This window comes from Staphylococcus sp. 231237_7MaSpsaltlick, from assembly GCF_043107035.1.
In genome coordinates, this window is the sequence record NZ_JBICNX010000012.1 from 123,261 (window position 1) to 136,159 (window position 12,899).

Sequence of the window (12,899 nt, forward strand, 5' to 3'; positions counted from 1 at the left end):
GTGGTGCTTTAGTTTTGGTGAATCTAATTCAGTGTTTGTTAAAAAGTTAAGGGAATGTACTAATATTAGAACTATCATATTAATGCTATGGTATATATGGTGGTCCCCCTTAACCACCTCAAAGTATCTTTTCACAGCCATCCTTCGGGATGGTTTTTAATTCTTCGAATGTATTATTAATTCTTTTAAATATATTGAGTGACTTGCTTAATTTAATTATTAAAAATAGCCTATATTAAGATGAGACCTTAGAGTTAAAGTATTAGACTTAAGAGGTTAGACAAAATTATAGAGTAATCTATTTGTTTAAAAATAAGGAGATTCCCTAATATAGTAATTAAAATTAATATGATAACCTGTACCAAGTGGACTTCAGACATCTACATATATCCGTTAAGTGATGAACAAAATTACAAAAACATTACTTAATATTACAGAAATAAAACAAACCAAGAGCTAATAAAATAGTTTTTCGGTTTGTTTTTTTATAAATTTAGGTGATTATCTTTCAATCAAAGTTGTTATTATAATAAATTTAAGAAGGAAAATAGTTTGGTCTCTGATTCGGTCTCGCTGAAACTAAGAAAGCTGATTAGGCTTGATGCATAAGTGTAGCATCGACGATGGCTTTGGTGATAAAAATAATGGCATTTACGCCCTTGTAATCATAACAATCTTATCTATTCTCTTTATTGGTGAGTTGTACTAAAATTTTATGAAATTAATATTAACGAATTCTTAAATTTAAAATTCCTTAAATTTTAGAATGTTTAAATAAAGACGGTTTAAACATTTAGTTAAAAGACTTATATTTGCTATATTAAAATATTGTGGAAAACTTTATAAAAATAGTTGTAATATTTGTAACATTAATGTAATATAAAAACGTAAGTTAGAGATGCAAAATAAAAACCTAGGAGGTAACTTTGAAATGAAGAAATTATCAAAAATTGTTTTGGCAAGTAGTATTGTTTTTGGGACTGTTTTAGGAGTTAATGTAGTAAATGGAGAAGGTGCAGAGAATCAAGCAGAAGCGGCACAAACGCCATGGTATAATTATAATGGTTATACAGCTGCTAGTAGTAATTTTGTGTTAGATAAGAACTTTAAAACTGCATTAAAATACGATAATGTGAAGATTAACGGTTATAAACTTACTAGCAATAAGTCAGCGCCAGCTAAAGAGCTTGTTGTAAAAGATCAAATTTTTTATAAAGTGAGTAATCATAAAGCGGATCAAGTTGCATTTAATTTAGACGGACGTACTATAACGCCACAAAAATTAATAAACGTTTATGGACAACCAGTAGAGAAACCAGTTGAATCTGCCGTAGGTAAAGTTTATAAATATAAAATAGGCAATAAAACTGTTCAATTTTTTGTAGATAAAGGACACGCGTATAGAGCGCAAATTAATAGTTAAAAACTATTCTATTGGTACTTTACTTAATAGATTAAGCTTCTTCAATAAATAAAACGAGATGCTAATAGAGAATCATTTTAACTAAGTGAAAACATCTTTTAGTATATGTCATATAAGATTTATATAAATATTAGCCTCCTCTAAAGGTAGTTACTTCAAATTAAAAAGTAAACTGCAGATAGGGGAGCTTTTTATGTAAAAAGTAAGGTCTTAAACGTTTACATTGGGGATTTACAATTAACTGATAAGAACGATATATAAATTAAAGAAGGGAGCGAGATATTATTCAAAATCTCGCTCCCTCTTTAAATGAGTGTAACGTTCTTTAGTCGACTTTCAACTCAAATAAAGTTTATTTTAGATGGGGATTAGATTAATACAACAAAAGCAATTTAGAATCATACATAGTGATTTCGTTTTTGATGATATTTTGTCCCATCTTTTTTATTTAGTGACATTATGATTTTATTTTTTACTAATTAGATTTCTTATTGCTCTAACAATATAGCCTACAGCTAATGCTCTAAACACACGTTTGATTATATTTTTCATTTCAAACCTCCTAAGTTACAATTCAAAAATTTTAAATTGGATTATACTTTCTTTACCCTTTTTCGAATGAAATATAGATGGTTTTAGAAATTTATAAGTAATTTTCGATAACGCGTTTTATTTTTCAAAAGTAATTAAGCCATCTTCATCTGCTTTATGAAAGAAAATAGTAATAATTCCACTAATTATTGCTATAATATATGGAATTCCTGTCCAGAAGAAAATGAGATGGATAATTCCTTGTAAAAGTTGATTAGAGTAAAATTTATGGATACCGCACCAACCCAATATAAATGCGAGTACAACATAGATTACTTTGTTTACTTTCATATGTTCATATCCTTTCATGTTTAAGTTCTTATTTTAATTATCGCTTAAATGAAGATATACAACAATAGAAAACTACTGTTGCTATAAAAATTAGATGAGGTTTGGTGATTACTTCGAAATTTCCAGTTGATTAATATATAATAGAATTAAAGAAATTATGAATAAGGGGAGCGTTATTAATGATTAGAAAAGCAAACCCAAGTGACACGTCGAAAATTGCTGAACTATGTTATATCATATGGAGTGGGCTCGATATACAAATGGTTGCAGATATAGATGAATCACGGCTGCTTAAAATTATGGAACAGAGTATGGTTGATGTACCTTATAGAGGTCATTACAGTAACACATGGGTCTATGAAATAGAAGGCGAGATAGCTGGTTGCTTAATCGCATATCCAGGAGATAAAGAAATAGAATTGGAACAAGCATGGTTGAATATGGATTTAGACGATGATATCCGGTCATATGGTACACCAATGCCAATGAAAGAAGCGAATGACGATGAATGGTATATTGAAACTGTTGCAACCTTCCCTGAATACCGTGGCAGAGGTGTAGCGACACAATTAGTACAACATGTCATAGAGACTTATAGTGAGGAAAAATGGAGTTTAAATTGTGATGTTCATAATGATGGAGCGCTTTACGTTTATAAAAAATTAGGTTTTCAAATTGCTAGTGAATTTGATTTATATGGACATATGCATTATCATATGATTCTTCCAATTAGCGATAAAAATAAATAAAAAATCGACCTTCATTTAATGAAGATCGATAATAAATATAACTTTGGTAGCTATTATTAATGTAAAGCGTACCTTATTAAATTCCACCCAATATTGCACTGATATAAATACCTAGCGCATATAATAAACCAAAGAAAGTGTTAGTTTTACCAGTTGCTGCCATAGCAGGCATCATTGTTTGCGGCGTGTCATTTTTCTTGAACCTGCGTACTGCTTTTATTGGCATAGGGAATGATAACAAGGCCAGTAAATAAAAGATTGAGCCACCAGGTTGGAAGAAAGTGATATATATAACTAACACATAAGCGACAATATACATTAACGCTAAGAAACGAACAGAATTGTTTTTACCAAGTAAGATAGGTAGCGTTTTACGACCACTTTCTTTATCTTTAACGCGGTCACGGATATTGTTTGCCATATTAATTAAACCGATAGTAATAACGATTGGGATACTTATCCATACAACTAAACTTTGTAAATTTCCTGTTTGAATAAAGAATGAAATTAAAATGATTATCATACCCATAAATACGCCTGAAAACAATTCACCAAAAGGAGTCCATGAAATTGGGAATGGACCGCCAGTATAAAGATATCCAACAGCCATACATACAAGACCAACAGGTATTAACCAAAATGAACTTTGGAGGGCTATAAATATACCTAGTAGTGCAGCTATGATATAAAATGCAATAGCTAAGTTCAGGACTAATTTAGGACTCATACCATTTCTAACAATTGCACCACCAATACCCACGGAAGTGTGATCATCAAGTCCTTTCTTAAAATCGTAATATTCGTTAAACATATTTGTCGCAGCTTGAATTAATAAACATGCGATTAACATTGCTAGAAAAACACCGAGATTGAGTTGGTTTTCACTACCAAGGATAAAAAGTTTTGAAGTAGCAGTACCGACAAGTACAGGCACCACTGCAGCAGTTAAAGTATGTGGTCGCATTAACTGCCAGTATTTTTTGACAGTAGAATATTGTTGATATTGAGATGCCATAATGATTTACCTCGTATTCTTTTAATTTATAATATTTTTTATCAAATATATTTTAATGGAAGAAGTTAGAAAGGTCAAATAACGTAAAAATGTATGAATGAAATAAGCTAGAAACCATACACACATTGTGAAAAGTGGTACAATATCATAATGAGTACAAACTGATAAATGAAAGAAGTGAAATAGATGACTTTTGACGTCAAGGAAAGTGAAATTGTCGAAGCGGTATACGAAAGTAATCATACTTGGGTCTCTGTAGAAGCAAAATTGAATTATGAATTAGACCCTACAATATTATTTCATATAACGGAAGATTGTGCGGGAGACCGTTTTTATTTTAAGAAAAATGACAACGAAACTTCATTCTTTGGCTATCATGCTATTACAAGATTTAAAAATGATTTTGAAAACAAACAATCTATTTTCCGTGAATGGGAAAAATATAAAAATAACATTGAATTAATTCATCCAAATTCTGACAAACATCATTTGAAAATTTGTGGAGGTTTCCAATTCTCTACACATAAATCCGGTGATGAATGGCGTGAATTTGGTATTAATCATTTTATCTTGCCAGAAGTATTAGTGACAATGGAGCAAGGATATACTTATATAACTTATACAGTGAAATCAGACCAATTTGAAATAAATACATTTTTAGCGATTATAGATAAATTAACTCAAACAAATGTGCAACCTGACTTTGAAATAGGGGATATTAAGCGCATCGAAGATATATATAAAGACGAGTGGCGTGATTTAGTTAAAGATACAATTGATATATTAGATGAAAATAAAAAAATTGTGTTAGCAAGAAAACGTTTAATAATCTTTGATAAACAGATTAAAATACCTTATATTTTGAATAAAGCTTCCCAAGGAGAACATAATAGTTATTTATTTATTTTAGAATCACAAGATAGTATTTTCTTTTCACAAACACCAGAACAATTAATGGAAGTAAACAATGAAATATTATCAACGAAAGCAGTAGCAGGTACGATAAAGCGAACACATCAAGGTGAAATAGATAAAGAAAATATCCAGTCTTTTTTAAATGATGAGAAAAACTTAAATGAACATCGCTTTGTTGTTGAAAGTATATTAAATGATATAGCGCCTTATGTAGAAGACGTTGCTTATAATGAAGAACCTCAAATTTTAACAAATGACCATTTATATCATTTGTATACTAAAATAAAAGGTCAGTTGAAATATGAGTCATATATAGGCTTGTTAGATAACTTACACCCGACACCAGCATTAGGCGGTTATCCAAAATTTGAAGCATTAGAATACATTGAACAAAATGAATTTGGTACACGTGGACTATATGGCGCACCTGTAGGTTATATTGATATGTATGATAACTGTGAATTTATCGTGGCAATTCGTTCAATGTTGATTAAAAAAAATCAAGCCACTTTATATGCAGGTTGTGGTATTGTGAGTGATTCTGATGCAGATAGTGAAGTAGAAGAAACTGCAGTTAAATTTAACCCTATGATGAAAGCTTTAGGAGTCGAGGAATATGAATAATCATACAGATGCGTTAACGAAACAAGTGTTTACCTTTGTTTCAGAATTATATGCTTATGGCATAAGAGAAGTAGTAATAAGTCCAGGGTCACGTTCAACACCATTAGCAATTGCGGTTGAAGCCCATCCTAGATTAAAATCTTGGATTCATCCAGATGAAAGAAGTGCTGCATTTTTTGCAATGGGATTAATGAAAGGAAGCGAACGACCAGTAGCTATTCTATGTACTTCAGGTAGCGCCGCTGCAAACTATACTCCTGCTGTTTCAGAGAGTAGTTTGAGCCATTTACCATTAGTAGTGCTTACTAGTGACCGTCCACATGAACTAAGAAATATTGGTGCGCCACAAGCAATCAATCAAGCGAGCATGTTCCAAAATTATGTACAATATCAATTTGATTTCCCAGTAGTTGATACAAATGTAACAGAAAATTTTATGACGAACACTGTGAAATTTCAGCTACAAAAAGCGAGTCAATTTCTATATGGTCCTCATCGTGGCCCAATACATTTAAACTTACCATTTAGAGAGCCATTAACACCGAATATTGAAAAAGTAGAATGGTTAACTTCAGATATGAAAACATTACCACATTATCAAAAAACAACTAGTTTAAATGAAATCAGTTCGATTATTAAAAAGAGTAAAGGTTTGATTATCGTTGGTGATATGCAGCATCAAGATATTGACCAAGTCCTAACTTATTCAACGATACACGATATGCCAATATTAGCTGATCCATTGAGTCAACTAAGACGAGAACATCATCCTAATGTTGTGACAAGCTATGATTTACTATATAGAGCAGGTTTGGAATTAGATGTTGATTTTATTATTAGAGTTGGCAAACCAGTTGTTTCCAAAAAATTAAATCAATGGTTAAAAGAGACAGAAGCTTTTCAAATTTTAATTCAAAATAATGATCAACCTGATGCATTTCCTATTACGCCACATGTTTCCTACGAAATGTCAGCCAATGATTTCTTTAGACAGTTGTCAGAAACACCGATTGTTGAACGTAAGCGTTGGTTAGAAAAATGGCAGACATTAGAGAAACACGCAATTGTTGAGATTAAAGATTATGTAAGAACAGCAACAGACGAAGCGGCATATGTTGCGAATGTTTTAGATAAATTAACAACATCAGATACTTTATTTGTTAGTAATAGTATGCCGATTCGTGATGTTGATAATTTGTTCATTGATTGCGATGCGGAAGTGTTTGCTAATCGTGGCGCAAATGGTATCGATGGCGTGGTATCTACAGCGTTAGGTATGGCAGTGCATAAAAAAGTAACACTATTAATAGGTGATTTAGCTTTTTATCATGATATGAATGGTTTATTAATGTCCAAATTAAATGATATCAATTTAAATATTATTTTACTCAATAATGATGGTGGAGGCATCTTTTCATATTTACCTCAAAAGGAAACGGCAGAAGATTATTTTGAACGTTTATTTGGCACTCCGACAGGGCTTGATTTTGAACATACAGCTTTGCTATATGATTTTGCCTTTGACAGATATGAATCAATTGAAGCATTTAAATATGCAGATTTATCTAAATTTGGTGCCCATATTTACGAAATAATTACGCAGCGTGAAGAAAATAAGCAACAGCATCTAAAACTCTATAAAAAGTTGAGTGATATTGTTAATGTTAAATTATAAATTTTACCAAGCAAAAAGTAATACAGATAAATTATTGGTTATGCTACATGGATTTATCAGTGATCAACAGGCTTTTAATGAACATGTTCGTGTCTTACAAGAAACATTGAATATTTTAACTGTAGATTTGCCTGGTCATGGTCAAGACGACTTTGATACAAATCAAACTTGGGATTTTTCATTTATTTCAAACGAGTTAGATGAAGTATTAAAATTATTTAAGGATTATCATTTGTTTTTACATGGTTATTCAATGGGTGGTAGAATTGCTTTATATTATGCAATTGAAGGTAAAATGAAATTAACAGGATTGATTATAGAAAGCACATCTCCAGGAATCGAAGCATTAGAAGACCGTAATGAAAGGCAACAGGTTGATCAGGCTAGAGCAAAAGTGTTAGAAATTGCAGGTTTAGAAATATTTGTTAATGACTGGGAAAAGTTGCCTCTTTTCTATACGCAGTATGAATTAGATAAATCCATTAAAAAGGCAATACGTGATATGAGATTACGTCAAAACCCATTACGCTTAGCAAAGGCTTTGCGTGATTATGGTACTGGACAAATGCCTAATTTATGGCCGAAGTTAAATCAAATTAAAGTACCCACATGTATTATAGTAGGTATTTTAGATGGTAAATTTTGTAAAATTGCTAAACGCATGGAAACTATGATTCAAAATACAGAGTTAAACGAAGTAGAACAAAGTGGTCATACGGTACATGTGGAAGAATTTACAGAATTTGATAGAATAGTATTAGGTTTTATTCATAAGGAGGAGCAAAATGACTAGACAGTGGGAAACAATTAAAGAATATAAAGAAATTAAGTACGAAATATATGATGGTATTGCAAAAGTAACGATTAACCGCCCTGAGGTACGTAACGCGTTTACACCAAACACAGTACAAGAAATGATCGACGCATTCACAAGAGCACGTGATGATCAACGTGTTTCTGTTATTATCTTAACTGGTGAAGGGGATAAAGCATTTTGTTCAGGAGGAGATCAAAAAGTACGTGGCCATGGTGGTTATGTTGGAGATGATCAAATCCCTCGTTTAAACGTATTAGACTTACAAAGACTTATCCGTGTGATTCCAAAACCTGTCGTTGCAATGGTAAGAGGTTATTCAATCGGTGGAGGACATGTACTTAGCGTTGTTTGTGACTTAACAATCGCAGCAGATAATGCAATCTTTGGCCAAACAGGACCTAAAGTTGGATCGTTTGATGCTGGTTACGGTTCAGGTTATTTAGCTCGTATCGTAGGACACAAAAAAGCGCGTGAGATTTGGTACTTATGTCGTCAATATGATGCTCAGCAAGCATTAGACATGGGATTAGTCAATACTGTCGTTCCATTGGATCAAGTTGAAGATGAAACAGTACAATGGTGTCAAGAAATGAAACAACATTCACCAACTGCTTTAAGATTCTTGAAAGCGGCTATGAATGCAGACACTGATGGTTTAGCTGGACTTCAACAAATGGCTGGAGACGCTACTTTACTTTACTATACAACAGATGAAGCAAAAGAAGGCAGAGACGCGTTTAAAGAAAAACGCGATCCAGACTTTGATCAATTCCCTAAATTTCCATAAAATTAAAAAATACCAAAAATAAAAAAGCATTATCGAAAAACTAGGTGGAGCTATGTCTCACCTAGTTTTTTTATGTTTATAGTGATGAAAGCATAAAATGATAAATATTATTATATATGGTGATATAAGTTAAAAATTTATTTACTATTTAGATTGCAACGTAATAGGCTGAGACATACGAATAATTATAAATCAAGTAATATAAATTTAATTTCCTACTAATATATAGCGGGAAACTTTTAATGTGAAAACTTTTTTACACTTATTTATTGTATTTGACTAAAATTAAAACGTAGATTAATATTATAATCAAGAAGGGATGAGGAGAAAATATGACATCAGACATATATGACCAAATGAGAAAAGAAATGTGTTACTTGTTTTATATTACAAGTAAAGAAGTTGCAAACAGATTTAATAAGTATTTAAAACAATATGATATAAGTTTTCCGAACTATATTGTATTGCTGTATATTGAAAATGAAGTTCCAGTATACATAAAAACATTATGTGATGAATTATATTTAGATTCAGGAACAATCAGTCCAATCATAAAAAGGTTAGAGAAAAAAGATTTGATTCGTCGTCTTAGAACTGAAGATGATGAGCGTAGAGTAAAAGTAATGTTAACCACAAAAGGTATAAAATTAAAGGAAGAATTCTCTAAAATTTCAGAAGATGTGATTCAACAATTTGACATGGAGAAAGAAGATTCATTAGCTTATTATCAAATTTTGAAAACGTTTGCCGAGAGGAATATTTACACTAAAGATAAAAATAAGAAATCTTAAATATACAAATTATATTTAAAAGTGTTTCAAATAAGACTATAAATTAATACTTGCATCAAACTTAAATTAAAACACCAACATCATGTTGAAGCTGATTCACACCACATGCGTATAATTATTAATAGAAACGTCAGCAGGCATATATCAAACTTACATTTAGTTGGTGCTTTTTATTATGAATTATAGTTTTGAGCGAGATATTGTTCTAGTCTTCTCATAGCTTCTTTTAATGCATTAAGTTCATATGCATAAGAAATACGTACATGACCTTTACCAATATCGGTAAAAGCAGACCCAGGAACAATTGCGACATGTGCATTTTCTAAAACATCAACACAAAAGTCAAAGTCATTGTCTGTAAAATTCTTAATGCTAGGAAAAATGTAAAATGCTCCTTCAGGTTTAGCATCTAATTCAAACCCCATTGACTCTAATTTATGAATTAAGAAATCACGTCGTTCAATATATGCGTCGTTCATATACTTGGGTGCTTCTAAGCCTTCATTTAAAGCGGCAATACATGCGATTTGAGCAGGAACGTTGGCACAGATACAATTGTAAGCATGCATAAAAGTCAATTTTTCAATTAAATATTCTGGTCCAATCAAAAAGCCAATGCGTATGCCAGTAGCAGAATGTGATTTACTTAACCCACCAACAAGTAATAATTGATCGCGAATCACTTCAAATTCAGCAAAAGAAGTATGTTTACCAGTAAAAGTATTTTCAGCATAGATTTCATCGCTAATAATAAATATTTCTTTATTTTTTAAGGTATTAACAATGGCTTGTACTTCATCATAAGACAATATTACGCCGGTTGGATTAGTAGGATAGTTTAGTAGTATTGCCTTAGTATTTGAGTTTATGTGTTTTTCTAATGCTTCAGGTGTTACTTTATAATCGGTTATTGTAGTATCAATATAAACTGGGATACCGCCAAGTGTCTTGATGAGTGGAATATAGCCAGCATATACTGGTCCAGGAACTAATATTTCATCTCCTTCATCTATAATACTTCTTAAAGCAGTATCTAAGGCCTCGCTAGCGCCATTTGTGATAATGATTTCTTCTGAACTATAAGTAAAGCCATAGCGTTGTTCAAAATATTGGCTTACAGCATTTCTTGTTTCAATTAATCCTTTGTTATGTGAATAACTCGTTTGGTCTTCATTAATCGCATTTATGTAAGCAGCTTTAACCTCCTTAGGCATCGGAAAATCTGGTTGTCCTATAGTTAGATTAATACAATCTTTAATCCCTTTAATACGATTTGAAAATTGACGAATACTAGGCGCCGTTAAATGTTTTGAATTGTTATTTAATGAAAGTTGCATTATATTTTTCACCTCAAAATTAAAAATACCGAATTGTATTTAAATATGTACAGATTGGTTGGAAGTACCTCAATACTTATCATAACATATTTAAAATAAATACAATTCGGTTTAATACTTATTTATCCTTTGAATTTAGAAGGAGATTGTAAATTTATAATTGGGTTTGTCCATTTAGATACAAACCGGCTTGATAGTATATATACAATGATAGATGTAACGATAATTAAATATAGATAAGTTAAAATACTGATATGATCTTTAAATGGATATATTCCAAAACCGCGGATAACTCCAATAAATAAACCATGTAGTAAATATACATGCATTGTTCTACGACCTATATACGTGTAAAATTTTTCCTTTTCAGGTATTAAATTGAAGAAAGCAAACATCGTAATTAAAACGATAAAATATAATAACAATCTTTTGATTGGACTGTAGAAATCTAGCTTTCCTTCAAGTGACATATAGGGTGAATCGCCTAACAACCAATTGGAGTTAATCGGATGATAGGTGTATATAATATAAAAGGCTAGTAAAGTGATAATAGCTATAGGTAGAAACTTTTTGTTTCTTAAAAGCTGTGTATGTTTAGTTGTAAATAAATAGCCTATATAGAATATTGGGAAAAACATAATTGTTCTAGAAAAGCTTAAGTAATTATCAATATTCTCAGAATACCCAGCGAATAGCGAAATAACTAATGCTACAGGTAATACATAATATGGTTTATAATCCTTAACTATTACTAATATTACGTGGAAAAAGAATAATGTGAGTAAAAACCATAATGCAAATACTGGATCAAAAGGATCGAATTGAACACTATCTTCTTTACCAGTTAAGTAATAGTAAAAAGAGAAAAAGCCAAAGAATATAATATATGGAATTAATAGTTTTTTTGATATTTTTTCTAAATAACCAAGTTCACCAGCTTTTTTAGCAAAATAGCCTGAAATAAATAAGAATCCTGGCATATGAAAGCTGTATATTGTTAAATACAATGAAGATAAATGTGCGCTGGCTTCTGTATAAGGTTGTAATAAATGGCCAAAGACTACAAGGAAAATCAACGCAGCTCTTGCATTGTCGAAAAAATAATCTCTTTCTTTCAATTGTGACATTCGGTTTCTCCTTTAAATGGTACGATAAATTTTATATACACTAGTTCTAATCTATTATAAAACCTATGAGAAATGCAACAAAATAGTACAATTTGTCTTTTATTATTGTATATCATGAGGGATACCATTATAATATTAAGAAATAAAATAGTGTAAATAAACTTTTAATTTTAACTAAGCTAAATTTATGATAGTGGAGATGAGCAACATGTACAAACAACTAGAACAGTTAATTACACTTACAGGTAATGATTTAAATTTGGTAAGTAGAAGGTTTGGTCAGAGAACTGATTTGACTTCTGAGCAATTAGAAATGTTAAGAATATTATATAACTATGAAGTGTTATCTCAGTACGATTTGACTATGAAAATTAATAAAGAGCAGTCAATTGTTTCACGCTGGATAAAAAAGTTATGCCAAATGGGTTATATTACGAGTAAGCAATCCAATAAAGATATGAGATGTAAAGATTTGATGGTTACAGATAAAGCCAAAGAACTGGTACAACAAATTAACGAGGTGAGGGTAGCTTTGATTGAAGCACGTTGTCAAAACCTTACATCGAAAGACATCGAAAATTTAAACCAATTATTATATAAGTTAAATGTACATCAAGTATATATGCACTAGTTAATTAATAAGAAAAAGAAGCGTATATAATGACAATAACTTGCGATAAGCATTGTCATTAGTACGCTTCTTTTAATTGTTTGATTTAAAGTTTTAAACAAATACTATTTATACGTATCAACGTCG

The 12,899-nt window shown here is 31.0% G+C and carries 12 protein-coding genes; 8 read left to right on the top strand and 4 right to left on the bottom strand.

From position 1 onward, the window contains the following. Positions 1-931: 931 nt before the first annotated feature. Positions 932-1,423, top strand: coding sequence for an immunodominant staphylococcal antigen IsaB family protein (gene isaB, locus ACF91D_RS20380; protein ID WP_327620651.1), 492 nt, complete (start codon positions 932-934; stop codon positions 1,421-1,423). 669 nt (positions 1,424-2,092) lie between these two features. On the opposite strand, the gene ACF91D_RS20385 is transcribed toward isaB, so the two are convergent. Further along, complete coding sequence (locus ACF91D_RS20385; RefSeq protein WP_029379120.1) at positions 2,093-2,305, bottom strand: TM2 domain-containing protein; 213 nt, start codon at positions 2,303-2,305, stop codon at positions 2,093-2,095. Between the two features lie 179 nt (positions 2,306-2,484). On the opposite strand from ACF91D_RS20385, the gene ACF91D_RS20390 reads away from it, so the two are divergent. Beyond that, complete coding sequence (locus tag ACF91D_RS20390) at positions 2,485-3,054, top strand: GNAT family N-acetyltransferase (RefSeq protein ID WP_069792980.1); 570 nt, start codon at positions 2,485-2,487, stop codon at positions 3,052-3,054. A 76-nt stretch (positions 3,055-3,130) separates the two neighbouring features. On the opposite strand, the gene ACF91D_RS20395 is transcribed toward ACF91D_RS20390, so the two are convergent. Continuing rightward, positions 3,131-4,069 (bottom strand): 1,4-dihydroxy-2-naphthoate polyprenyltransferase, encoded by a 939-nt coding sequence (locus ACF91D_RS20395; RefSeq protein ID WP_069792979.1) that lies wholly within the window; start codon positions 4,067-4,069, stop codon positions 3,131-3,133. Positions 4,070-4,255: 186 nt separating this feature from the next. On the opposite strand from ACF91D_RS20395, the gene ACF91D_RS20400 reads away from it, so the two are divergent. The 5 genes from ACF91D_RS20400 to ACF91D_RS20420 all read left to right on the top strand — a co-directional run bounded on the left by ACF91D_RS20400 (position 4,256) and on the right by ACF91D_RS20420 (position 9,678). After that, positions 4,256-5,608: an isochorismate synthase gene (locus ACF91D_RS20400; protein ID WP_069792978.1), complete on the top strand. Its 1,353-nt coding sequence runs from the start codon at positions 4,256-4,258 to the stop codon at positions 5,606-5,608. Continuing rightward, on the top strand, positions 5,601-7,283 hold the full coding sequence (gene menD, locus ACF91D_RS20405) for a 2-succinyl-5-enolpyruvyl-6-hydroxy-3-cyclohexene-1-carboxylic-acid synthase (RefSeq protein WP_101051336.1): 1,683 nt from the start codon (positions 5,601-5,603) through the stop codon (positions 7,281-7,283). The genes ACF91D_RS20400 and menD overlap by 8 nt, the downstream gene beginning before the upstream one ends. After that, entirely contained in the window at positions 7,270-8,076 is an 807-nt protein-coding gene (menH, locus tag ACF91D_RS20410; protein WP_327620650.1) for a 2-succinyl-6-hydroxy-2,4-cyclohexadiene-1-carboxylate synthase, read from the top strand. The genes menD and menH overlap by 14 nt, the downstream gene beginning before the upstream one ends. Continuing rightward, positions 8,069-8,887 carry a 1,4-dihydroxy-2-naphthoyl-CoA synthase gene (gene menB / locus ACF91D_RS20415; RefSeq protein ID WP_029379114.1) on the top strand — a complete coding sequence of 273 codons (819 nt, stop codon included), beginning with the start codon at positions 8,069-8,071 and terminating at the stop codon, positions 8,885-8,887. The genes menH and menB overlap by 8 nt, the downstream gene beginning before the upstream one ends. Before the next feature lie 332 nt (positions 8,888-9,219). Next, entirely contained in the window at positions 9,220-9,678 is a 459-nt protein-coding gene (locus ACF91D_RS20420) for a MarR family winged helix-turn-helix transcriptional regulator (RefSeq protein WP_039067625.1), read from the top strand. Between the two features lie 173 nt (positions 9,679-9,851). On the opposite strand, the gene ACF91D_RS20425 is transcribed toward ACF91D_RS20420, so the two are convergent. Together ACF91D_RS20425 and ACF91D_RS20430 are read right to left on the bottom strand one after the other, a co-directional pair. Beyond that, positions 9,852-11,015, bottom strand: a complete 1,164-nt coding sequence (locus tag ACF91D_RS20425) for an aminotransferase class I/II-fold pyridoxal phosphate-dependent enzyme (protein ID WP_107549917.1) — start codon at positions 11,013-11,015, stop codon at positions 9,852-9,854. A 122-nt stretch (positions 11,016-11,137) separates the two neighbouring features. Further along, positions 11,138-12,142: an acyltransferase family protein gene (locus tag ACF91D_RS20430; RefSeq protein ID WP_107549918.1), complete on the bottom strand. Its 1,005-nt coding sequence runs from the start codon at positions 12,140-12,142 to the stop codon at positions 11,138-11,140. A gap of 208 nt (positions 12,143-12,350) precedes the next feature. Here ACF91D_RS20430 and ACF91D_RS20435 point away from each other — a divergent pair, with 208 nt between their 5' ends. Further along, the gene (locus ACF91D_RS20435; RefSeq protein WP_039067620.1) at positions 12,351-12,773 is read left to right on the top strand and encodes a MarR family transcriptional regulator; all 423 of its coding nucleotides are present in this window, start codon (positions 12,351-12,353) and stop codon (positions 12,771-12,773) included. The last annotated feature ends 126 nt before the right edge of the window (positions 12,774-12,899 follow it).